The 24,029-nt window shown below is 63.7% G+C and carries 18 protein-coding genes; 17 read left to right on the forward strand and 1 reads right to left on the reverse strand.

What is annotated here, in order from left to right; genetic code table 11:
• Positions 1 to 178: 178 nt before the first annotated feature.
• Positions 179 to 457 carry a hypothetical protein gene (locus OKW43_RS20945; protein WP_246529952.1) on the reverse strand — a complete coding sequence of 93 codons (279 nt, stop codon included), beginning with the start codon at positions 455 to 457 and terminating at the stop codon, positions 179 to 181.
• Between OKW43_RS20945 and OKW43_RS20950 the strand changes: the two genes are divergently transcribed.
• The 17 genes from OKW43_RS20950 to OKW43_RS21030 all read left to right on the forward strand — a co-directional run bounded on the left by OKW43_RS20950 (position 344) and on the right by OKW43_RS21030 (position 24,026).
• Positions 344 to 1,927 (forward strand): methyl-accepting chemotaxis protein, encoded by a 1,584-nt coding sequence (locus tag OKW43_RS20950; protein WP_246529940.1) that lies wholly within the window; start codon positions 344 to 346, stop codon positions 1,925 to 1,927. The genes OKW43_RS20945 and OKW43_RS20950 overlap by 114 nt on opposite strands.
• A gap of 87 nt (positions 1,928 to 2,014) precedes the next feature.
• Positions 2,015 to 3,022 (forward strand): low-specificity L-threonine aldolase, encoded by a 1,008-nt coding sequence (gene ltaE, locus OKW43_RS20955; protein WP_429449554.1) that lies wholly within the window; start codon positions 2,015 to 2,017, stop codon positions 3,020 to 3,022.
• A 98-nt stretch (positions 3,023 to 3,120) separates the two neighbouring features.
• A complete protein-coding gene (locus OKW43_RS20960) occupies positions 3,121 to 3,867 on the forward strand; it encodes a GntR family transcriptional regulator (RefSeq protein WP_429449556.1) in 747 nt (248 codons plus the stop codon).
• 167 nt (positions 3,868 to 4,034) lie between these two features.
• The gene (locus OKW43_RS20965) at positions 4,035 to 5,603 is read left to right on the forward strand and encodes a gamma-glutamyltransferase family protein (RefSeq protein ID WP_429449558.1); all 1,569 of its coding nucleotides are present in this window, start codon (positions 4,035 to 4,037) and stop codon (positions 5,601 to 5,603) included.
• Positions 5,604 to 5,713: 110 nt separating this feature from the next.
• Positions 5,714 to 7,003, forward strand: a complete 1,290-nt coding sequence (oxlT, locus tag OKW43_RS20970) for an oxalate/formate MFS antiporter (RefSeq protein ID WP_429449560.1) — start codon at positions 5,714 to 5,716, stop codon at positions 7,001 to 7,003.
• 344 nt (positions 7,004 to 7,347) lie between these two features.
• Positions 7,348 to 8,316 carry an oxidoreductase gene (locus OKW43_RS20975; protein ID WP_429449562.1) on the forward strand — a complete coding sequence of 323 codons (969 nt, stop codon included), beginning with the start codon at positions 7,348 to 7,350 and terminating at the stop codon, positions 8,314 to 8,316.
• Between the two features lie 65 nt (positions 8,317 to 8,381).
• On the forward strand, positions 8,382 to 9,053 hold the full coding sequence (locus OKW43_RS20980; RefSeq protein WP_429449565.1) for a heavy metal response regulator transcription factor: 672 nt from the start codon (positions 8,382 to 8,384) through the stop codon (positions 9,051 to 9,053).
• Positions 9,050 to 10,438, forward strand: coding sequence for a heavy metal sensor histidine kinase (locus OKW43_RS20985; RefSeq protein ID WP_429449567.1), 1,389 nt, complete (start codon positions 9,050 to 9,052; stop codon positions 10,436 to 10,438). The genes OKW43_RS20980 and OKW43_RS20985 overlap by 4 nt, the downstream gene beginning before the upstream one ends.
• 188 nt (positions 10,439 to 10,626) lie before the next feature.
• Positions 10,627 to 11,910 (forward strand): efflux RND transporter periplasmic adaptor subunit, encoded by a 1,284-nt coding sequence (locus tag OKW43_RS20990; protein ID WP_429449569.1) that lies wholly within the window; start codon positions 10,627 to 10,629, stop codon positions 11,908 to 11,910.
• A gap of 16 nt (positions 11,911 to 11,926) precedes the next feature.
• Positions 11,927 to 15,022, forward strand: a complete 3,096-nt coding sequence (locus OKW43_RS20995; protein WP_429449571.1) for an efflux RND transporter permease subunit — start codon at positions 11,927 to 11,929, stop codon at positions 15,020 to 15,022.
• A 17-nt stretch (positions 15,023 to 15,039) separates the two neighbouring features.
• Entirely contained in the window at positions 15,040 to 16,536 is a 1,497-nt protein-coding gene (locus tag OKW43_RS21000; RefSeq protein WP_429449573.1) for an efflux transporter outer membrane subunit, read from the forward strand.
• 24 nt (positions 16,537 to 16,560) lie between these two features.
• Entirely contained in the window at positions 16,561 to 16,797 is a 237-nt protein-coding gene (locus tag OKW43_RS21005) for a hypothetical protein (RefSeq protein ID WP_429449575.1), read from the forward strand.
• Between the two features lie 240 nt (positions 16,798 to 17,037).
• Complete coding sequence (locus tag OKW43_RS21010) at positions 17,038 to 17,964, forward strand: ABC transporter substrate-binding protein (protein WP_429449577.1); 927 nt, start codon at positions 17,038 to 17,040, stop codon at positions 17,962 to 17,964.
• Positions 17,964 to 19,574, forward strand: coding sequence for an amino acid ABC transporter permease/ATP-binding protein (locus OKW43_RS21015; RefSeq protein ID WP_429449579.1), 1,611 nt, complete (start codon positions 17,964 to 17,966; stop codon positions 19,572 to 19,574). The genes OKW43_RS21010 and OKW43_RS21015 overlap by 1 nt, the downstream gene beginning before the upstream one ends.
• A gap of 64 nt (positions 19,575 to 19,638) precedes the next feature.
• Complete coding sequence (locus OKW43_RS21020) at positions 19,639 to 20,889, forward strand: acetamidase/formamidase family protein (protein WP_184022577.1); 1,251 nt, start codon at positions 19,639 to 19,641, stop codon at positions 20,887 to 20,889.
• Positions 20,890 to 21,160: 271 nt separating this feature from the next.
• Positions 21,161 to 23,542 carry an acetamidase/formamidase family protein gene (locus OKW43_RS21025; RefSeq protein ID WP_429449581.1) on the forward strand — a complete coding sequence of 794 codons (2,382 nt, stop codon included), beginning with the start codon at positions 21,161 to 21,163 and terminating at the stop codon, positions 23,540 to 23,542.
• 82 nt (positions 23,543 to 23,624) lie between these two features.
• A complete protein-coding gene (locus OKW43_RS21030; protein ID WP_429449583.1) occupies positions 23,625 to 24,026 on the forward strand; it encodes a RidA family protein in 402 nt (133 codons plus the stop codon).
• Positions 24,027 to 24,029: the final 3 nt, after the last annotated feature.

The following is a 24,029-nucleotide window of genomic DNA, read 5'->3' on the forward strand; positions in this document are numbered from 1 at the left end:
TGCTCATTGTGTCCGCGCCGTCTCCCGTTCGAGCTGTGTTTGGCTTGCGCATGGCGGCTGCGTCATAACTGTTCGCAATCGTCGCCATGAGGCAAACCAATTTCCCGAACGGCCTGCGCCTCGGCACAATGCCATCGCGCATCCTGGTGGCGTTTCGGTCGATATGTCAGGCCGCGAGTCATTGCGCGCTGTCCGCGGCCGCCGTCTTTGAAACAGCCGAGACACGCGCAACAAATAATGCATCTCTGACGAAAAAGGTGAATCCATGAGGACTACGGCGGGTTTGCGTGTCCACACCCAGTTGGTTGCCGGCTTCGGCATTGTCCTCGTCGCTCTCGTTGCGCTGACGGTCATCGCCATCACGCGCGTCGAGTCGGTGCGGCAACGACTCGATCAGATCATCGACGTGAACGGCGTCAAAGAACGGTACGCCATCAACTTTCGCGGTAGCGTCCATGACCGGTCAATCGCCGTGCGCGATGTCACTCTCGTATCGCATGATGAGCTGCCGGCCGTCGTCGCGCATATCCGGCAACTCGCGGCGGATTATGACGAGGCGGCAAAGCCGCTTGCCGCCGTCTACGCGCAGCGCACCGACATCAGCCCAGCCGAGCGCGTTATCTATTCGCGCGTGATCGATGCGGGCAACAAGGCCACGCCGTTTATCGACGAGGTGATTGCACGGCAAACCTCCGGCGACACCGAAGGGGCGCGCACCCTGCTGCTCCAGCAAGCGCGCCCCGCGCTGGTCGAGTGGCTCGCGGCAATCAACCAGTTGATCGACTTTCAGGAAGTGCTGAACCGGCAGGGCGGTGCCGAAGCACGTCAGATAAGCGTCGATTTCCGCTGGATGATGCTTGCGCTAACCGGACTTGCGTGCGTGATCGGTGTTGGCGTTGCGGTGCTTGTCGTGCGCAACATCGGCCGCTCGCTCGGCGCGGAGCCGCGTGAGCTGATCGCGTTCGCCGATGCGATCCGGCGCGGCGATCTTTCCCAGCGCGCCGGGTTGCGCACCGGCGATACGGGTAGCGTGATGGCGACTGTGGTGCGGATGAGAGAAGCGCTCGCGGACATCGTGGGACAGGTGCGCGTTGGCGCCGATGCAGTCGCCGGCATGAGCCACGCGATTGCCGCCGGCAATGCCGATCTTGGCGCGCGCACCGAGCTCCAGGCCAGCGCGCTCGAGCAGGCCACCGGCGCGCTCAAGGAGTTCGATGCTAGCGTGGCCACCAACACGGCGAACGCGGGACACGCGGACGAGCTTGCCAGGCACGCCTCGGAAACGGCTGGGCAAGGCGGCATGGCGGTCGGCCGGGTGGTGGAGACGATGCATGGGATAAGAGCGTCGTCGGCGCGCATCGCGGAGATCATCTCGGTCATCGACGGGATCGCGTTCCAGACCAACATCCTCGCGCTGAATGCGGCGGTCGAGGCCGCGCGTGCCGGTAGCCAGGGACGCGGTTTTGCCGTGGTGGCCGGCGAGGTCAGGCTGCTCGCGCAACGTAGCGCAGAAGCGGCGAAGGAGGTCCGGCAACTGATCGTGGCGAGCGACGCTCGCGTGAAAGACGGCGCCACTCAGGTCGATGACGCGGGCTCGACCATCTCCGCGGTCGTTGATTCGTCGGCGCGCGTCACGGGCATCATGAGCGAAATCCACGACGCGTGTCAGCAACAGACGCTTCATATCGGCGAAGTCCGGGAGATGATCGCGAGCCTGGAGCATGGCACGCAACAGAATGTTGCGCTGGTCCAGCAATCGGGTGCTGCCGCGGACGCTTTGAACAGGCAAGCGCAGACTCTGCTTGGCGCGGTCAATCTCTTTTCCGTCGACGTCGAACGCGATCCGGAGCTGAAATCGGCGGGCCCACAGCAGCGCGATGCAACTGCGCGCAACCCGGCGCTTTCGCTCACCAGCAGCTACTCGTGAGCGCAGGGCTGCATAGCACGATTTTCAATTCAATCCAGGTCGTCCGCGCTGCAGGCGCGATGCGCCCGCCACTCTGAGGAGCAGCACATGATCGATTTGCGCAGCGATACCGTGACCCGTCCGGACCAGCCGATGCTCGCCGCGATGTCAACCGCCGAGCTGGGCGACGATGTGTGGGGCGACGATCCGACTGTCCTGCGTCTGCAGGCCGTGCTCGCCGAACGCGCCGGCAAGGAAGCCGGCCTGTTCTTTCCGACTGGAACGCAATGCAATCTTGCGGCCTTGATGGCGCATTGCGCGCGTGGCGACGAATACATCGTCGGCCAACTGGCGCACACCTATAAATACGAAGGCGGCGGCGCGGCGGTGCTCGGCAGCATTCAGCCGCAGCCGCTGGAAAATGCCGTGGACGGCACCTTGCCGCTCGATAAGGTTGCGGCCGCCATCAAGCCGATCGATGATCATTTCGCACGCACGCGTCTGTTCGCGCTAGAGAACACGATTGGAGGCAAAGTGCTGCCCGCGGACTATGTGGCGCGTGCGGTCGAATTGGTTCGTCAGCGCGGGCTTGCGACGCACCTCGACGGGGCACGCCTGTTCAACGCCGCGGTGGCTTCGGGCCAATCGCTGGCGGCGCTGTGCGCGCCCTTCGATTCGGTGTCGATCTGCTTCTCCAAAGGACTGGGCGCGCCGGTCGGCTCGGTGCTGCTCGGCAGCCAGGCGCTGATCGGCGCCGCGCATCGCTGGCGCAAAGTGCTCGGCGGCGGCATGCGGCAATCGGGCGTGCTGGCGGCGGCGTGTCTGTACGCGCTGGATCACAACGTCGAGCGGCTCGCGGACGATCACGCCAACGCCCAGCTTCTTGCCGACGGTCTCGCGCAGATCGATCAGGTGACGGTGCAGTCACACGCGACCAACATGGTGTTCGCGCAGTTTCCGCAGCAACATTGCGCTCCGCTCGAAGCGTGGCTCAAGGAACGGGGCATTCTCACGCAGATGCTGTACGCGTCGCGTTTTGCGACACATAAGGACGTCTCGCGCGCGGACATCGATACGTTTCTGTCGGCTGTAAAGGCGTATTTCGCTCGCGGCTGATGTCCGCGCGATGCCGGTTTTTTCATTGCGTGTTGACACGGCGCGTTGGGGTCGGACAATAATCTCAGCCCCGACACTAGCCAACTCAGGTTCCAAGCGTGAACGACATCACCGGCATTTCCCCTTCGCGGGCTGATCATGTCTATGTCAGCGTACGCGAGGATATCTTCGATATGCGCCTGCTGCCCGGCGACCGCGTGACCGAAGGCAGCATCGCCGAGCGCTTCGGCGTGTCCCGCACGCCCGCGCGCGAGGCCTTGCAGCGCCTGCAAAGCGACGGCCTGATGCGCGGTTATGTGCGCGGCGGCTGGGAAGTCGTGCCGGTCGATTTCAAGCGCTTCGAAGACCTCTACGAAATGCGCAAGCTGATCGAAACCTTTGCGGTCGCGAAGCTTGCGGGTGCCGAAGGAGAGCTCTGCGAACGCGTCGCACGGATGCTCGGTCGGCTCGAACAAATCTGGAAGATTCCACCTGCTCATCGTCAGCGTGACGGCCGCGAGATGGTCGCGCTCGACGAAGCATTTCATCACGCCCTCGTGCAGGCGGCCGATAACGCCGAGCTGACCAATGCGATGCAGCGCGTGACCGATCGCATCCGGGTCGTGCGGCGGCTCGATCTCGTGTATGGCGACTGCATCGACGAAACCTACGACGAACATGGGGCGATCCTCGATGCGATCCGTGGTCGCGAAACGGATCGTAGCGTTGCGTTGATCGCACGCCATATCGAGGGTAGCCGCGCTGAAGTGCGCACCTTGACGGAGGAGCGCCTGCAACGCGCACGCACTGCAATGGGGCCGAATGCGATCCCTTATGCACCACCCAGGTTGCGCGGCACCAAGTAGCGGCATCGCCGTGAGCACCGAGTCGCGCAAAACCCTGCTCTGGCGCGCATGAACCGTCGGCTCGCGTGCTGGCATGCTTCTCGCATAAGTGACGGGTATGTATACAAGCAAAAGCCCCGTCAAATATGTCATCTAGTTTTTTGAATCCCACGCGCGGCGCGCGCGGTATGGCCGTCGCGCCTAACGCACTCGCGGCGCAGAGCGCGTTGGCCATCCTGCGGGACGGCGGCAACGCCGTCGAAGCCATGATTGCCGCTGCCGCGACAATCGCAGTCGTCTATCCGCATATGAACAGCATTGGCGGCGACGGCTTCTGGCTCATCTCGCGCCCCGGCGCGGAGCCGGTGGGCATCGAGGCCTGCGGCGCGGCCGCGCTCGCTGCGACGATCGACGCATACCGCTCCCGCGGATATACGACGATTCCGACGCGCGGCCCGCTGGCCGCGAACACTGTCGCGGGCACCGTGTCCGGGTGGCAGCTCGCGCACCGCTGGTCGAGGGACGCGCTCGGCGGCAAGCTGCCCGTCAAGCGTCTTCTCGAAGACGCCATTCACTACGCGAAGTCCGGCGTGCCGGTCACGCGCAGCCAGGCTCAATGTGTCGACAGCCGGCGCGCCGAACTGAGCGCGATCGCCGGTTTCGCGGACACCTTTCTGCATGACGGCCGCGCGCCGGCAGCGGGCGAACGCTTCGTCGCGCCACGTCTCGCCGCAACCTTGGAGCGCCTCGCCGAAGCAGGTCTCGACGACTTCTATCGCGGCGATCTCGCGCGCGGCATCGCGAGCGATCTTCAGTCCGCCGGCTCGCTGCTTGCGCTTGCCGATCTCGAACGGCACGAGGCGCGCTTACGCAAGCCGCTCGCACTGCAGCACTCGCTGGGCACGATCTACAACATGCCGCCGCCGACACAGGGTCTCGTGTCGCTGCTTATTCTCGGTATTCTCGACCGCGTGCTGACGAAAGACATGGACCCGCTCGGGCCCGAGTTCGTCCACGCGTGCGTCGAGGCAACCAAGCTGGCTTTCGCGATTCGCGACGCGCACGTCACCGATCCCGATCACATGTCGGTCGATCCCGCCACGCTGCTCGAACCGGCCGCACTCGACGCGATGGCCGCGCGCGTCTCGCCGACGCGAGCCGCGCCCTGGCCGGCCGGTCGCGGACCGGGCGACACCGTATGGCTAGGCGTGACGGATAGCGAGGGGGTGGCGGTCAGCTTCATCCAGAGCATTTATCACGAGTTCGGCAGCGGCATCGTCCTGCCGGGCTCCGGCATCAACTGGCAGAACCGCGGCTGCAGTTTTTCGCTCGACGAGCACGCGCTCAATCCGCTGATGCCGCGGCGCAGACCATTTCATACACTCAATCCGGCGCTGGCGCGCTTTGCCGACGGCCGCACGATGGTGTACGGCAACATGGGCGGAGACGGACAACCCCAATCGCAAAGCGCCGTGTTTTCACGCATCGCGAATTTCGGCTGGAATCCGCAGGCGGCGATCGACGCGCCTCGCTGGCTGCTCGGCCGTACATGGGGCCAATCGACCGACACGCTCAAGCTCGAACCACGCTTCGCCGCGCACACGGCGGCCGCGCTCAGCGCGTTCGGGCACGAGGTCGAGATGATGGCGCCTTACGACGAAGCGATGGGGCATGCCGGCGCAATCGTCCGGCATCCTGATGGATTAATCGAAGCGGGCTACGATCCGCGCAGTGACGGGGTCGCTGCGGGCTGGTAGACACCGCGCGCTTTTACCCAAACGACTTGCAGTTCCGGCCGTTCAGGCCCGGAGGACTGCGCACGTCTCGCGCATGCCGGCTGGCATGCGCTCAGGAATCGGAGAACACCATGAGTACACGCTTGCAACCGATGTCGCCGCACATCGAGAATGTCTCGACGCTCGCCACGCATACCCGCTGGGTTCAACTTGGGCTGGGTCTCGTCTGCATGATGGCGATCTCGAGTCCACAATACGTCTGGACGTTGATGACCAAACCGCTCGCCGCGAAACTGGGCATCGCATTGCCTGAACTGCAGGTGACGTTCTCGCTGCTGATCATTTTGCAGACGTTCTTTTCGCCGTTTCAAGGCAAGCTGATCGACCGCTTCGGTCCGCGCGCGCTGATTTCGGTCGGCACGGCGATGTCCGGCCTGAGCTGGGTGTTCGCATCGCAGGTCCAGAGTGCGCCGATGCTCTATCTGACCTATGGCGTGATCGGCGGCCTTGGCACGGGCATCGTGTATGTCGGCGTTGTCGGGCTGATGGTGCGCTGGTTCCCCGCGCAGCGCGGCTTCGCGGCGGGCGCCGTCGCCGCCGGCTATGGCATGGGCGCGATCGTCACGACGTTTCCGATCGCGGCGTCGTTGCAGGCGCGCGGTGTCGACGCGACGCTGTGGATGTTCGGCATCGCGTTCGCGGTGGTAGGGCTGCTCGCATCGCAGGGCTTGCGTGTGCCGCCCGCGCATGATGCCGCCGGCGCGAATGTGAATGAGGCCGGTTCGCCGGTGGCGAATCTGCGCCCGTCACAGACGCTCAGGACGCCGATCTTCTGGCTGATGTTCGCCATGATGACGATGATGTCGACCTCCGGTCTAATGGTCACGTCGCAAATGGCCACCTTCGCCGCCGATTTCGGCGTGACCAAAGTGCTCGTGTTCGGCATGGCGGCGCTTCCGCTTGCGTTGACGATCGACCGCTTCACGAACGGGCTCACGCGGCCGCTGTTCGGCTGGGTGTCCGACAAAGTCGGCCGCGAAAACACGATGTTCTTTGCGTTCGCCCTGGAAGGCGTCGCTATGGCGCTGTGGCTGTTCACGCGCGATAACGCGGTGCTGTTCGTGTTGCTCTCGGGCGTGGTGTTCTTCGGCTGGGGCGAAATCTTCTCGCTGTTCCCGGCGACGCTGACCGACACATTCGGCACGCGGCATGCCACGGAAAACTATGGCTGGCTCTACATTTCGCAGGGCATCGGCTCGATCCTGGGCGGCCCGCTGGCGGCGTTGATGCACCAGCACGCGGGTAGCTGGCTGCCGGTGTTCGGCGCGGCGATCACGCTTGACATCGTTACCGCATTGCTCGCGATTGCAGTGCTCAAGCCGATGCGCCGCCGTTTTCTTGCCGCACCACGCGGCGTTTGACGGCAACTGGCCGCTCGTTCGTTGTACGGCTAATTGCCAGGTGGCGCGCCTCTTTCATGGGCGCGCCGCGCGATTGGCCGCTCCGAAATGACTGAAACGTCATCCAGCAGCCATGTCGTGTTAACGACCGAATTCCGATAATGACAACCGGGATCATTCCAGTAAACTCGAGACTGACTGGGCGAGCGAACAGCAATCGATGCAGTACGCGAAGAGCAATTGATGTTGGCTCGAGTCTCTCCGCTGGGCGGCTCGCGGCATGATTGCCGCCGGATACGCTCCCGGATCGCCGCCGTGATAGTCTCGACCCCACGTATTCAATCTTCACGCCGCCCCGGACCAACATGCACACACGGTGGACCACCGACGACATTGCGCCGCAGACCGGCAAGCGAGTGCTCATCACGGGAGCGAATAGCGGTATCGGCTATCACGCCGCGCTGACGCTGATGCGCAAAGGGGCACGGGTCATCCTGGCATGCCGCGATAAACGACGCGCAGAAAAAGCTCTCGCCCGCCTGAAAGCCGAAGTTCCCGGAGCAAACGCGGAACTGGCGATTCTCGACCTCGCTTCCCTCGCGTCCGTCCGCTCGTTCGCGCAGAAAGAACTCGCGGAGCAACGCCGCATTGATATTCTGGTGAACAATGCAGGCGTCATGGCGCCGCCGAAACGTCTTGAGACCAACGACGGCTTCGAGCTGCAGTTCGGCACCAATATGCTTGGCCATTACGCACTCACGGCGCTGCTCATGCCCGCTCTCGAACTTGCCGCGGCTGAATCGCCTGACCGGCCGCGCATCGTGACGATCGCTTCCATCGCGCACAAGCAGGGGAGAATTGATTTCGACGATCTGCAGTCGGAGAAGCACTATTCGCCGATGCAGTCATATCGCCAGTCGAAGCTGGCGAACTTGATGTTCGCCTTCGAGCTCGACCGTCGACTGCGCGCGGCGAATTCCCGAGTCATGTCTGTAGCCGCCCACCCCGGGGTCGCGAACACCAATCTGTTTCGTTCCGGCGATCGTTCCGCGCTGTCACGTGCTGCTCGCAGCCTCGCTGGCCGGGTTATCGGCGTCGCGCTGAACAGCGAATCCGCCGGCGCGCTGCCGACGCTCTACGCGGCGACATCGCCCGACGTCGATGACGGCGGCTATTACGGTCCGCAAGGTTTCCTCGAGGCACGCGGGCGCAGAATCGGCGAAGCGAGTGTCGCGAAGCAGGCCATGGATGAATTGACCGCCCAGCGTTTGTGGCAGGTATGCGAATCGCTCACGCAGATTCGCTTTCATCTGCAGTCCGAGCGGACCGCGTGAGTTGGACGCAGGATGCCGCCGGATCTTTTTCGAATCGCGCTAATTGAACGACAGGTTGCAGCACCATGCGAATACTCATTATCGAGGACGAGCCGAAAATGGCCTCCTATCTCCGCAAGGGGCTCATGGAAGCGAGCTTCCAGGCGGATACCGCCCTTGATGGCAAAGAGGGCCTCTTCCTTGCGCTTAGTGAAGACTACGATCTGATTCTGCTTGACGTGATGCTGCCCGAACTCGACGGGCTCGAAGTCCTCAAGCGCATACGGGAGAAAAAACATACGCCGGTACAGTTGTTGACGGCTCGCGACACGGTCCAGGACAAAGTCGTCGGGCTCGAGTCCGGTGCGGACGACTACCTGTCCAAACCGTTCGCCTACGCCGAATTGCTGGCCCGGGTCCGTGCGCTGCTGCGAAGGCCGGCGCAGTCGTCGGTCACTGTTCTGTGTGTCTCCGACATGGAGATCGATCTGGTCAGGCGGCGCGTGCGGCGCGGCAATGTGCGCATCGAATTGACGGCTCAGGAGTTTGCACTATTGAAGTTGCTCACCGAGCGCCAGGGCGAAGTGCTGACCCGGGCTTTCGTGACTTCTCACGTGTGGGATATCAACTTCGACAGCGACACCAATATCGTGGACGTCGCGATCAAGCGTCTGCGAACGAAGATCGACAGCCCGTTCGAAAACAAGCTGCTGCATACGGTTCGCGGCATGGGCTACGTGCTGGAGGACAGGGCATGATTGGGGCCGGCGCGCCGTATTCACTGCTGAAGCGGCTCGCGCTCGCGTTTTCGATTCTTGCCATCCTGGTCCTTTCGCTCGCCGGCGGCCTTCTCTACCATACGCTCTCGCTGGAACTGCGACGCCGCGACGACAGCGAAATTGCCGAGAAGCTTCAGGAGTTCATGGAGCAGGCTCGCACATTGGGCAGCGCGGTATCGGTCGCGCAAAACGGTGCGGTATTTCAGGAGGCGCTGCTTTCACATCCCGCGGTGTCTTTCGCGATATCCGGCGGGGGTGGTGAACTGTTGGTGTACACGGGGGGGCGCGGGCAGCGTCTGGCATCCGGGCTCGGCAAAGACGCCGGGTCTGGTCCGTTCACCTGCAATCCGCCGATCGTCGGGCCTGCCCGCTGCGTTGTGGGGCGAGAAAAGCTGTCGTCCGGAGACACCATCCAGATCGTTCTCGCGCACGCGGCTCAAGAACGCCGCTCGGTGTTGCGCGCTTTTCAGGAGAACCTATTGCTCGTGCTCGTCGGCGGCTCACTGCTGATGGGCTCACTCGGTTATGCGATCGCGAAACGGGGTCTCGCGCCTGTGAAAACGATCGGTGCTCGCATTTCCAGCATCGAGGCACACAATCTGGACAATCGTCTGCAGATCGGCGGCGGCCCCGTCGAGCTTCACGACATTGCTGTCCCGGTCAATCGCATGCTCGACCGGCTCGAGCGCGCCTTCACGCGCCTTTCGCAGTTCTCGTCGGATTTGGCGCACGACATGCGCACGCCGCTCGCGAATATCATCAGTTCCTCGCAGATCACGCTGTCCAGGCCGCGCACGATCGAAGAGTACGAGACGCTCATCGATTCGAATATCGAGGAGTGCGAGCGACTGCAGCGCATGATCGAAACCATGCTGTTTCTCGCGAGGGCGGATCATGCCAGACAGCAACTCAAGCTAGGGTCGCTCGATTGTCAAAGCGAATTCGCCAAACTCACCGCATTTTTCGATGCCGTCGCGGAGAATAAGAGCGTTCGGTTCTTGATCGATGGGCCCGTGCAAGTGCGAGCCGATCCGACGCTGTTCAGGCGCGCCGTCAGCAACCTGCTATCCAATGCGTTGGAGCATGCCGGGACCGCGTCCGAAGTCGCGCTACGAGCGTTCCGCTCGGGAGAGTATGTGGCCGTGCAGGTCATGAATAACGGCGACAGCATTCCGCCCGAACATATCGATAAAATCTTCGAACGCTTTTATCGCGTCAATGCTGCCCGTGAGGGATCGGCGAAGAATACCGGCCTCGGTCTTGCGATCGTCAAAGCGATCATGGAATCGCACCGAGGCAAGGTCGAAGTGCTGAGCCGCGCAGGCAGCACGGTGTTTACGCTGTATTTTCCGGCTCTCGTCTAAAGCGCGGCGCGCCGCAGCCCGTTCTCCTCTTCTACCTCGCGCACGTCCCCAGCCTCAATGTCAAAAATGACATTTGGCCGCCATGTGTGTATCAGCCGCAGATTTCGATAATCGACACCAGGCGATCGAGGACATGAAGTCCTCGCTCTTCGAGCGTGTCAGATCAATTCGATTCTGCGAGGGACTCATTGAAAACCAAGTACCAGAGACGCCTGTATGCGTCCGTCGCCGGGGCCGGCTTGATCGTTCTGTGCGGCGCCTTCGCGATTCATTCGCGGACCACGCGGGCAACGGCCGAACCCGTAGCGGCTGAATCTGCCACGTCAGCGGCAGCGAGCAGTACGCCTACGGTTTCCAGCGCCGTCGACCTGGCGCCCGAGGCGCTTTCGAACCTGCATCTGCAGATCGCCGACGCGGCGCTTCGCCCAGGCGTGCGGATCATCACCGCGCCGGGCGTGATCGCCTTCAACGGCAAACAGCTGGCACAACTGAGTTCCCCATCCAGAGGTCGGATCGAGGCCGTCGACGTCGCGGTTGGCGACCACGTGCGTGCGGGGCAGCGACTTGCCGTGCTCGACGAGTTCGACCTCTCCGATGTGCGCAGCCAGCTCGCCAGCGCGCAAGCCGCGCTCGCCGATGCGACGGCCGCAGCCGACGCGGCACACGCCGCGCTCGCGCGCGGCACTGAGTTGGTCGACGCCGGCGGCATTGCGCAAAGCGAACTCGAGCGCCGTCGCGCGATGGCGGCCAATGCCGATGCCACGCTGCGCTCACGGCAAGCGGATCTGCAGAAATGGCGCGGCATGACACAACGATTGATGCCGATCGATGCCGCCGCGAAGGCAAACGGCGACCTGCGCACCTTTGCCGCATTGAGTCCGCGCGACTCGCTCGGCGCCGTGGTCGCGCCGTTCGACGGTGTCGTCACGGCGGTGAGTACGGCCGCCGGCAACATCGTCGATACGTCGCAGTCGCTCGTCACGGTGACGGATCTGTCGACCGTGTGGCTGCAAGTCAGCGTGCCGGAACACGACGCCGCTGCCGTGCACGCGGGTCAGACAGTCGCGGTGAACGTCGATGCCTATCCGAACCAGCCGTTCAACGGACGCGTCATCGACGTCGCCGATCAGGCCGATCCGAATACGGGCACGGTCACGGTGCGTTGCCAAGTGCCCAACCCCGGCGGGCTGCTGCGCGCCAACCTGTTCGCCACGGCAAATATCGCGGCGCCGCTCGGCCACGATTCCGTGCTGGTGCCCGATTCCGCATTACAGGACGTGAACGGGCAGACGGTCGTGTTCGTGCCTGCGGGGCAGGGGCACTTCCTCCCGCGCACGGTCCATACCGGCGTGGCCGAGAGCGGCATGACCGAGATCGTGAGCGGGGTCACGGCCGGAACGCCGGTGGTCGCCGACGGCAGCTACTGGCTGAAGGCTGCGCTGATGCAAACCACCATTCCCGACGAAGGCTGAACCGCGAGCGCAGGTCATGATTACGAAGATTGTCGATGCGGCGCTGAAGAATCGCGCCATGGTACTGATCCTGGTCGCCGTACTGATCGCCTTTGGGCTCGTCAGCATGCAGCGGCTGCCATTTGATGCGCAGCCCGATATCTCGCCAGTCCAGGTGCTCGTGACGACGCAAGCGCCGGGGCTCGCTCCGGTCGATATCGAACGCTCGATTACCGCGCCCGTGGAACTCGCCCTGCAAGGATTGCCCGGCATGCAGGCGCTGCGCTCCATTTCCCGTTATGGCCTGTCGGTCATCTACGTGCGCTTTGCCGACGGCTCGAACATCTATCAGGATCGCAATCTGATCGGCGAACGCCTGCAGACGGTGCAGCTTCCGCCCGGAACAAATCCGCCTCAGATGGGACCGCTGTCGGATGGCCTGAGCGAGATCTATCAATTTCAGGTGCGTGGCCACGGGCAATCGCTGATGACGCTGCGAACGCTGCTCGACTGGCAGATCGCGCCGAAATTCCGCGAAGTGGCGGGCGTGGTCGACGTCAACGTCAACGGCGGCGAACTGAAGACCTACGAAGTGCAGGTGGCGGACGACGCGCTCACGCGTTACGGCCTTTCGACCGCCGACATCTTCAATGCCGTGCAGATGAACAACGGCGCGGCCGGCGGCGCGACCATCGAGCACAACGGCGGGGAGGCCATCATTCGCGGCGAGGGGCTGCTTCGCAACGCGACGGACATCGGCAACATCGTGTTGCGCACCGAGCCGGATGGCACGCCGCTTTATGTTCGCAATGTTGCGCGCGTCGTCGAGGCGCCGATGCCCCGGCTTGGCGCGGTCACGCGCGACGGCCAAGGCGAAGCCGTTGTCGGCGTCGTTCTGATGGGACTCGGGCAGAACACGCGTGTCGTCGCGCAGCGGGTTCAGGACGCCGTCAAGGAAATCAACAAGACACTGCCGCCCGGCGTCGAAATCGCACCGTACTACAACCGCGCCGACCTGATGAACCGCGTGCTGCATACGGTTGCTCACAACATGGTCGAAGGCGCCGTGCTCGTGCTTGCCGTGCTGCTGCTGTTGCTCGGCAATGTGCGCGCCGGCCTGATCGTCGCGCTGGCGATTCCTTTGTCGATGCTGGCCGCGGCGATCGCCATGTACAGCGCGGGCATGTCCGGCAATCTCATGAGCCTGGGCGCCATCGATTTCGGCCTGCTCGTCGACGGCGCGGTGGTCATGATCGAGAACATCGTACGGCGGCGCGCGGAAGCACCGGCGCGGCCCATGCAGGCGGTCGTGCTCGAGGCATCCCGGGAAGTGGCGCGGCCCGTCACGTTTGCGGTCCTGATCATTACCGCCGTCTATCTGCCGATTCTCAGCCTCCAGGGCGTCGAGGGAAAGATGTTCCGCCCGATGGCGTTGACGGTCGTGTTCGCGCTCCTTGCGTCGCTCGTGATCACGTTGACCGTGATGCCCGTTCTCGCGAGCTTTCTGCTGCGCGGCAAGGTGGCCGAACACGAGAGCCGCATCATCCATTGGATGCGGCGGCGCTACGAGCCGGTGCTCACACGCGCGGCGCATCGTCCCGCGTTGACTATCGGGCTTGCCGTGATGCTGCTCGCGCTCGCGGGCGTTCTCGGCTCGCGCCTTGGTGCGGAATTCCTGCCACGTCTGGAAGAAGGGGCGCTCACGGTCACGACCACGAAGCTGCCCGGCATTTCCGTGCCGTCGGCGGTCGAGTCACAGACGATGGTCGAGCGAACGCTGATGCGCTTTCCCGAAGTTCAGTCGGCGGTCACGCTCGGGGGCAGTTCCGAGATTCCCACCGATCCGATGGGTGTCGAGCAAAGCGACACCTTCATCATGCTCAAGCCGAAATCGGAGTGGAAGACCGCGCAGACTCAGGAGGGACTGGTCGAAGCGTATTCGGATGCACTCAATCGCGCGGTTCCCGGCCTCACGCTCGATTGGGCCCAGCCGATCCAGATGCGCATGGACGACATGCTGGCGGGCGTGCAGGCGGATGTAGCCGTGATGATTCACGGCAACGACCTCGGCGCGTTGCACGATACCGCGCAGCGTATCGCGAGCGTGATCGCTCGCGTGCCGGGAGCCGCCGACGTGCAGGCGCAACAGACGGTCGGCCAGCCGTACTTGCGCATCATCGTGAACCGGGATGCGGTGGCGCGCTATGGCCTCAATGCGAGCCAGGTGCTCGACGTGGTGCAGGCGCTCGGAGGCCGCACCGTTGGCTCGATTTCGAATAACGATGGCCGCTTCGACATACGCGTTCGTCTGACGCCGCAAGACCGCACGGATGTGGCGCGAATCGGCGCGCTACGCGTAAGCAACGGCGTGGGCAAGGCCGTGCCGCTCGCCGAAGTCGCCGACATCCGGATGGAGCCCGGTCCTTCGACGATCGAGCGCGAACAGGGGCAGCGCGTGATCATGGTGCAGGCCAACGTGCGCGGCCGCGATCTCGCCGGGTTCGTGCTCGCTGCGCAACATGCCGTGGCCACGCAGGTCAAGCTTCCGCCCGGGTACAGCCTGTCCTGGAACGGCAGCTTCAAGAATCTGCAGGAAGCGATGTCGCGGCTGTATGTGGTCGTGCCCGTCGCCCTGGCGGTGATCTTCGTCCTGCTTTATCTGATGTTCGACAGCGTGAGCCTGGCGGCACTCATCTTCTTCAACGTGCCGTTTGCGGCAATCGGCGGGATCCTGGCGCTCTGGACACGCGGCCTGCCGTTCAGCATTTCGGCCGCCGTCGGCTTCATCGCGCTGTTCGGCATTGCGGTGTTGAACGGGGTCGTGCTGGTCAGCTACATCGTCGAGAAGCGGGCGAGCGGCCTTGGCGCTGTCGAGGCTGCGCGGCAGGCTGCCTTGACACGGCTGCGTCCCGTGCTGATGACGGCGACTGTCGCGAGCCTCGGCTTCCTGCCTATGGCCTTTTCCACGAGTTCCGGCGCGGAAGTGCAACGGCCGCTCGCCACGGTGGTGATCGGTGGACTGGTATCGGCCACGCTGCTGACCTTGCTGGTGCTGCCGTCCCTGTACCCGTGGTTCGACCGCCGCAAGCGCACGGTGCCGCAAGAGCAGACCGTACCGGAATACGCAGAATGACACATGGCGTTACTCACATGATCACCTTCAAACGTTCGACCAGCCTGTTGATACCGTTGCTGCTCGCGGGTTGCGCGGTCGGTCCCAACTTCACGCGGCCTGCCGCACCGGCTGGAGCCGGCTATACGCAAGCGCCGTTGCCTTCGAGGACCGCGGCGACGGCCGGCGCGGATGGGCCGGCGCAGGACTTCGTCGCCGGCGGCGATATACCCGGGCAATGGTGGACGCTGTTCCAATCCCCGCAGTTGAACCAGTTGATCGATCGCGCGTTCAGGCGTAGCCCGACGATCGACGCCGCACACGCCGCGCTCACCGGCGCGCGCGAAAACATGCTGGCGCAGGAGGGGGCGTTTTTCCCCAGCATCGGTCTCGATGCGTCGGGCAGCAGGAACGGGACCCCGACTGCGAGCCTCGCACCGGTCGCGGCGAACAATCAGCGCATCTATTCGCTCTACACGGGCGAGCTGACCGTTTCATATTCGCTCGACGCTTTTGGCCTGAACCGCCGGACCGTCGAATCGGCGGCCGCGCAAGCCGAGAATCAGCGCTTCGAACTCGAAGCGGCCTATCTGACGTTGAGCAGCAACGTGGTGCTCGCGGCGATCGACGAAGCGGCCTTGCGCGGTCAGCTTGCCGCGCAAGAAGAGATGATCAAGGCCGACACCGAACTCGCGGACATCGTCCGCCGCGAATACTCGCTCGGCGAGGCCGCACAGGCCGATCTGTTGCAACAGCAGGCCGTGCTCGCCCAGGCGCAAGCTGCATTGCCGCCGCTCGAAAAGCAACGGGCGCTGCAGCGCGATGCGCTGACTGCTCTGGTGGGAGGCTTTCCGAATGAAGACCTGGCGGTGCACTTCGATCTGGCGGACTTGCACCTGCCTGACAATCTTCCGGTGAGCTTGCCGTCCAGGCTCGTCGAGCAACGCCCGGATATTCGCGCCGCTGCCGCTGCTCTGCACGCGGCCTCCGCGCAAGTCGGCGTCGCCATCGCCAACCGGCTGCCGCAGATCTCACTGAGCGCCGCACTGGGCACCTCACCGAATGCTCTCGCCAACGCGTTCACACCGTACAACCAGTTCTTCAACGTGGTCGGCAAGGTCGCGCAGCCCATCTTTCAGGGCGGGGCGCTGCTGCACCGCCAGCGCGCCGCCCAGGCGGTCTACGAGCAGGCCGGGGCGCAGTACCGTCTGACGGTCATCAACGCGTTCCAGAACGTTGCCGATGTCTTGCAGAGTGTTCAAGCCGATGCAAAGACGCTGGAAGCGTCCGCGGCCGCCGAAGAGGCTGCATCGCGCAGCCTCGATATCGCTCGCCGGAAGCTGCAGACGGGGGAGATCGCTTACCTGTCCGTGCTGACGGCACAGCAAAGCTACGAAACGGCGCACGTCGCCGCGATCCAGGCGAGAGCTGCGAGGCTCGCGGACACGGCGGCGCTCTTTCAGGCCGTCGGCGGCGGCTGGTGGAACAGGCCGGACGCGCTGGTCTCGAGCGCGGCGCTAAAAGAAGCTCATTGAGTTGGACCACGCGACACATTCCTCATGATACGAACTCTCATTGGCCTGATCTTCGTCGCTCTGCTGAACGGCTGCGCCTATTCGTCGGAACAGGCTCACCGTGCGCCGCTTGCGCAGACTGCGACAACCCGGACCGTCGACTATGCGGGCCTGCCCTGCGGGAATCAGTATGTGCACGTCAAATCGCCGGCGTGCTACTTCCCGCGCGAAGCGCAAATACCTGCCGCCACGCTGCGGGCGGGGACGGTGTCATCGCATTGAGTACGACGCATTGCGCCCGGCAGTCGAAGCGTCTAGCTTGCCGGGTGCGCTGCCAACTCGACTGGCCGTGCGACAGCATCGACCCGCTCGCGGCGCTGATGAACTGCTTCGCGCCCGTGCAAGCATTTGGGCGCGCTGGAACAAGTCCACGGAATTTCGTTCACCTACCCTTGGTCTCGTGCGATGCAACGAGGCGTACATAGGGTGGGCCTTTGACATCTGCCGTTCAGGAGTATGGGGATGAACACAAATATTGTCGGTCATGGACGTGGCATGCCGCGCGCAGGCGGTTTTGGCCGCCGCTGGCGCGAGCTGCTTCTCGGCGCTGCCAGTCTGCTGGCGCTGCTGATGTCGGGTCACGCTCAAGCCGCCGCGCCGGTGCCCGCCGAGTGCGCCGCGTTGCAGGCGAAATACCCGCAATTCAAGGGCAAGACGCTGATCAACGCGATCAACCCGCACACGCCGGGTTACGAAGCGCTGGACCCGAACGATCCGACGAAATACATCGGCTTCGACATCGATCTCGGCGAGGCGATCGGCAATTGCCTCGGCTTCAAGATGGCGTACAAGCCTGTCGCGTTCTCGGCGCTGCTGGCGACGCTGCAAAGCGGTCAGGCTGACATTGTGATCTCCGATATCTATGCGACCGAGGAGCGCGCGAAGGCGGCGGACTTCATCACCTATTCGAAAGTGTTCGACGGCGTGCTGGTTGCGAAGGGCAATCCGAAGAAAATCAGCGGCATCAATCAGACGATGTGCGGCACGACTGCTGCGGAGAACACCGGTTACGTCGAAGTGCCGCTGATCCAGAAGCTCGCACCGGCTTGCAAGGCGGCGAACAAGCCGGAAGCCGCCGTGCAGCTGTACGACAACAACGCGAACGCAATCCAGGCGATTCTCTCGGGCCGCGCCGATACGTACATCAATGACGTCAATACGGTGGACCAGGCGGTCAAGGCGTATCCGGGCCAGCTCGAAAAGGCCAATGCGGTGACACTGCCGTATTCGATCGGTATCGGCGTACCTAAAACGAATCCGGCAATGCGCGCGGCGGTAATGGCGGCGCTCGTCGCGATCCAGAAGTCCGGCACCCAGACCGAGCTGCTGAACAAGTGGTCGCTTGGTGCTGAAAATCTCGAAACTCCCAAGCTGATTGCCTCGAACTGATGAATTTGTTTCTGCACTATGTCGGCCTGCCGTATCTGTTAAGCGGCATCGGCTTCACCATCGCAGTCACGCTCCTCGGGCTGGCAGGCGGTCTGATCGTAGGACTGGTGCTCGCGAGCATGCAACTGAGCAAGGTGGGGCCGCTTGCCGCCATCGCACGTGGCTACACGGTGATTTTTCGCGGAACGCCGCTGATCCTGCAACTCGTGTTCGCATACGACGCGCTGCCGCACATCGGTTTGAAGTTGAGCGCGATGGGCGCCGCGGGTCTCGCGCTTGCGGCGAACGAGGGGCCGTTCATCGCGGAAATCCTGCGCTCCGGCGTGCTCGGCGTCGAGCGTGGGCAAGTTCTTGCGGCGCAGGCGCTCGGCATGACGCCGACCGTGTTGCTGCGCCGTGTGATCGCGCCGCAGGCGATCCGCACCATGGTGCCGGCGCTCGGCAACGAATCGGTCAGCGCGTTGAAGAACTCGTCTCTGGCCTCCGTGATCGCGGTCGACGAACTGACCTTGCGCAGCACGCAACTCGCGTCGTCGACGTTTGATTTCTTCTCGATCTTCTTTGCGTCCGGGCTGATGTATCTCGTGCTGACCGGCTTGATTGCCGCGATCCAGCTATTCGCCGAAACCGCGCTCGATCTCGATCGCAGTCCGTCCGGACGCTTTGCGCGACTGCTGCCGTGGCGCCGGGCCGCGCTCGCCGCGGAGCCCTCCGCCGCAAGCGCGACGCTATCCGTCGGTGCGCAGCTCGACGCCGCGCCCGTGCCGGTTGCGCGCAAGGCCCATGTGGAGCGCGCAAGCCGCTACGAGCTATTGCAGACGCAGAAAGCGGCGGTGCAGGTGAAAGGGCTGAGCAAGCGTTACGGCAAGCAGACGGTACTCGACGGCTTCGACCTCACGGTCCGCTTCGGCGAGGTCATTGCGCTGCTCGGGCCGAGCGGATCAGGCAAAAGCACGCTGCTGCGCTGTATCAATCACCTGGAGCAGTGGGATGCCGGCGAAATCCGTATCGGCGGCAAGCGCATCGGTTTTCGGGTCGACGGTCAGCCAATGACACAAGGCGACCTCGCCAACGAGCGAGCGAGTGCCGGCGTCGGCATGGTGTTCCAGCATTTCAATCTATTCAGCCATCTGACGGCATGCGAGAACATCGCCGGGCCGCTGCACTGGGTACACGGAATGCCACCGGCCGACGCCGAGCGCCGCGCGCGCGAACTGCTCGAACGCGTCGGCCTCAGTCATCGCGCGGATGCGTTGCCGCGACATCTGTCGGGCGGCCAGCAGCAGCGCGTCGCGATTGCCCGCGCGCTGGCGCCGAATCCTCGCGTGCTGCTGCTCGACGAACCGACCTCCGCGCTCGACCCCGAACTCGTCGGCGAGGTACTCGACGTGATTCAGCGGCTCGTGGACGAAGGCGGCCTGACCATGATCATCTCCACGCACCAGTTGCGCTTTGCCGATCAGGTCGCCGATCGCGTCGTGTTCATGAGCGGCGGCGCGGTGGTCGAACAGGGACCCACGCATGAAGTGCTCACCCAGCCGCGCCATCCGTTGACAGCTCGATTCCTGAGCGTGATGGGCGCGGACGACCGGCTCGAAGTCGCGTCTTGACGGCGCACGCCATTCAGCTTCGCCCGGCCGTTCGTGCCGGGCGTCTTACGAGGTTCGAACAGATATGAAGCACCATACACTCCCGGTTTCGCCTGAAACGGTTCACTGGGGTTACTTCAGCAAACAGGTCGCGCCCGCGTTGACGCTGCGTTCCGGCGACCGCGTCACCATCGAGACGCTGACCCACCATGCGAACGACGACCACGAACGGATGGTCGCGGGCGACCCCGGCGCCGAAAGCATCTTTCAGTGGACCCGCGAGCACAAGGCCATGCCGCGCCGGGGCGCGGGGCCAACCGATGGACCGTTTACGCTCGGCTCGGGCGAAGGTGTCGGCGTGCATCTGCTGACCGGGCCGGTCGCGATCGAAGGGGCCGAGCCGGGCGACGTGCTCGAAGTGCGAATCCTCGACGTGCGCCCGCGGCCGAGCTGCAATGCGTGCTATCGCGGCCGTTGTTTCGGTTCGAATGTCGCCGCATCGTGGGGCTTTCATTACCACGATCTCATCGAGGAGCCGAAGCCCCGTGAAGTCGTGACGATCTTCGAGCTCGATACCTCGGGCGAGCCATTTGCGCGTGCGGTCTACAACTACGTGTGGACGCCGCAAACCGACCCGGACGGCGTGGTCCACGCGATGATCGATTACCCGGGCGTCAAGGTCGACCCTACGCTGGTGAACAAACGCGAGAACATCCTGCCGAACGTGAAGGTGCCGGCCAGGCTGCATTTCGGCACGATGGGGCTCGCGCCGGCGGAGCTCGACTATGTCAGTTCGATTCCGCCCAGCTACACCGGCGGCAATATCGACGATTGGCGCGTCGGAAAAGGTGCGCGGATGTATTACCCGGTCGCGGTCGAAGGCGCATTCTTTTCTGTCGGCGATCCTCATGCGGCGCAGGGTGACAGTGAACTTGGCGGTACGGCGATCGAAACCTCGCTCACCGGCGACTTCGAGTTCGTGCTGCACAAGAAGAATGACCTCGGCGGCACGATTCTCGAAGGCCTCACGCACCCGATGCTGGAAACCGACGACCAATGGTCGGTGTACGGATTCACTTTCGCCAACTACCTGGCGGAACTCGGCCCGGCCGGACAGACCGAGGTGGCACAGCACGCGAGCCTCGACAAGGCAATGCGCGACGCGTTCCGCAAGCTGCGCCGTTTCCTGATGACCGTGCACAGGCTAAGCGAGGATGAGGCCATTGCGCTGATGTCGGTCGCCGCGGATTTCGGCGTCACACAAGTGGTCGACGGCAATTGGGGTGTGCATGGATCAATTCGCAAGAACGTCTTTGTCGGCGGCGCCGGCCGCTGAGAGGTCCCGCTCGGGCCGCAGGCGATTCGTCGCGCGCGTGCGCGGACGTCCCGTATGCGTCAGATCGGTGCATAGGGGCGTTGCTGGTGCCTGCGCGCGCAATCATCGTGGTCGGGCGTGCACCGGCGCTCGGGGCGCCACGCCCTCGCGATGCACCCGACCCGCGTTGGTGCGGTTATTGCTTTTTTGGGCGGCCCGTACCGCTCGTCGAATCTGTCCTCGGGTAGCGGGCGTTGCGCTCGTGCGACGGGCGTCTGTTCTGGAGTCAACGTTGGAGTTGCTGCGCTTTACTACCGAGTCCTATTCGGAGGCCGAACGGCTTCGCGCGTGGGTTAAAGCGCTTGACACGATGGGGTGGCGTAGCGGTGCGATTGCTTCTGTGCGGGCGTTGCGTGGCACGATCGTCGCGCAGCGGTCGCCCGGCGGTTTCGATCTGGGCCTGCTGGCGTCGGTGGCGCAGACGCTCGAACCGAATGCTGCCGGTGGCGACGGCGTGCTGATTGTGCTGCACCTTGACGGTGTGGCGACGCTGCAGGCCAACAGCGGACGTCAGCCTCTGGCAGTGAACGACCTCATCTTTCTGCCGTCGGGCGAAGGCGCCTCGCTGCTCTTCGCGACCGATTTCCGCGCATTTGTCGCGCGTGTACCGCGCTCGGCGATCAGGGGGCGGCTGTTTGCATCGTCGATGAACGCCGGCCGGATCGCCGGAGATGCCGGTGTCGGGCATGTGTTTTCCGGTTTTCTTGCGTCGCTTGCGGAAGGCGTGGAGACGTTGTCCGCCAACGACCTGCGTCCGCTTGAGCTCGCACTGGTCGAGTTTCTGGTGGCGATTCTGTCCGTGCAACAGCGCGAAACGCCGATTAGCGGACTGACATCGTCACAGGCGGCCATCTTCTCGCGCGTGTGCCGCAGTATCGATGCGCAACTGGGCGACCCCAACATCAGTCTCACGCGTCTCGCCGCAGAGGAGCGCGTCTCGCAGCGCTACCTGCAAAAGCTGTTCGAAACTGCCGGCCAGAGCTTCTCCACGTATTTGCGGCTCAGCCGCCTTGAACGTTGCAGGGCTGAACTCGTCGATCCGCTCCACGAAAAGACGTCGATTTCGGATATCTGTTTTCGTTGGGGCTTCAACGATCCCGCGCATTTCAGCCGTGCGTTTCGCGAGCAGTACAAGACGTCGCCGCGCGCCTTCCGTCATGAAGCGAGCCTCGATCTGGCCCGGCAAGTGGTGCAGCGCATTTCGCGCGGATTGCCGCTCAACACGGATGCGCTGCTGGTTCCCGCGAAAGCGTCGTCGCGCGAAGCAACGCTCGACTCTGCCGGTGCGATCGTGGCCAGTCGCCCCGTCGACTCGCGAACCGGCTCGAGGCAGGCAATCGGCAGCCGGTCCGGCCGGCCGCGCCACCATCTGTTGCGTGCAACGGCCAACACGGTACATTGGGGCTATTTCTCACACGACCTGAAGCCGGTGCTCGAAGTCGACAGCGGCGATAGCGTGACGATCGAGACACTGACGCAGCATGCGTCGGACGACTGGGCACGTATGGTGGCCGGCGATCCAGGCGCTGAAAGCGTGTTCCACTGGACCGCCGAGCGCAAAAACGTGAACCGGCGCGGCGCCGGACCGATCGACGCATCGATCTACGGTCGAGGCGCAGGCGAAGGGTTTGGGGTGCATATCTGCACCGGCCCGATTGCGGTACGTGGCGCCGAGCCGGGCGACATACTGGAAGTCAGGATCCTCGAGGTGCATCCGCGGCGCTGCGCGAATCCGCAATTCAGCGGGCGGGCGTTCGGCAGCAATGCGGCCGCGTGGTGGGGTTTCCATTACCGTGAATTGTTGACCGAGCCTAAACCGCGCGAAGTCGTCACGATTTATGAACTCGACGCGGAGCCCCGGCCGGACCAGGGCACGCCCTTTGCGCGCGCGGTCTACAACTACCGCTGGACGCCGCAACGCGATCCGTTCGGCGTCGTGCATCCGACCATCGACTATCCGGGCGTTCCGGTCGATCATTCCACCGTTGAGGAAAATTATGGAATTCTCAAGGGCGTCAAGATTCCGGTGCGCCCGCATTTCGGTCTGATCGCGGTCGCGCCGCAACAGGACGGTCTCATCGACTCGATTCCGCCGTCCGCGTTCGGCGGCAACCTGGACAACTGGCGCGTCGCGCAGGGGGCGAGCGTCTATCTGCCAGTGGGTGTTCCCGGCGCATTGCTGTCGGTCGGGGATCCGCACGCATCGCAGGGCGATTCCGAGCTATGTGGGACGGCGATCGAATGCTCGCTGACCGGCGAGTTCCAACTGGTGTTGCACAAGAGAGCAACTCTGGCCGGCCAACCGTATGCGGATCTCACGTATCCGCTCGTCGAAACCGCCGACGAGTGGGTGCTGCATGGATTCAGTCATGCTAACTATCTGGCTGAATTCGGCACGCACGCGCAGAGCAAGGTCTACGAGAAGTCGACGCTGGATCTCGCGATGCGTGACGCGTTCATCAAGACGCGCCGCTTTCTGATGACGACCAAGGGCCTTACCGAAGACGAAGCAATCTCGTTGATGTCGGTCGCAGTCGACTTTGGTGTGACACAGGTTGTCGACGGCAACTGGGGTGTGCACGCGATCATCCGCAAAGCCTTGTTCGCGGAATAAATCATCTTGTCGTGCGTGCGCGATCGGTTTGCCGAAGCGGTGCCCGCACGATGCTTTCCTTGTTTCCACGGAGTTGTCGCAGATGGATGTATCTACAAAATTCTGGATGGTCGAGGGCGGCCCGACACCGGTAGGCCCTTTCTCACATGCAACCGAGCACGACGGCTGGGTGTTTCTCACAGGCCAGATGCCAACGTCGCCGCAGGACGACAACGCACCGCTTCCCGAAGGCGTGGCCGCCCAGACGACACGAGTGATGGACAATCTGATACTGGTGTTGAAAGGGATGGGTCTGGGCCTTGAACATGTCCTTTCGGCGCGGATTTTCCTGACCGAATTCAAACGGGATTACGCGACGATGAACGCGGTCTATGCAGCTTATGTTCCGACCGGGAGATTGCCGGCGCGGACCTGTATCGGCGTAACCGGATTGGCGCGTGACGCGCTCGTCGAAATTGACTTCATTGCTCGCAGGCCGAGTTGAACA

This window comes from Paraburkholderia sp. WC7.3g (assembly GCF_050436345.1).
Taxonomy (GTDB): domain Bacteria; phylum Pseudomonadota; class Gammaproteobacteria; order Burkholderiales; family Burkholderiaceae; genus Paraburkholderia; species Paraburkholderia podalyriae.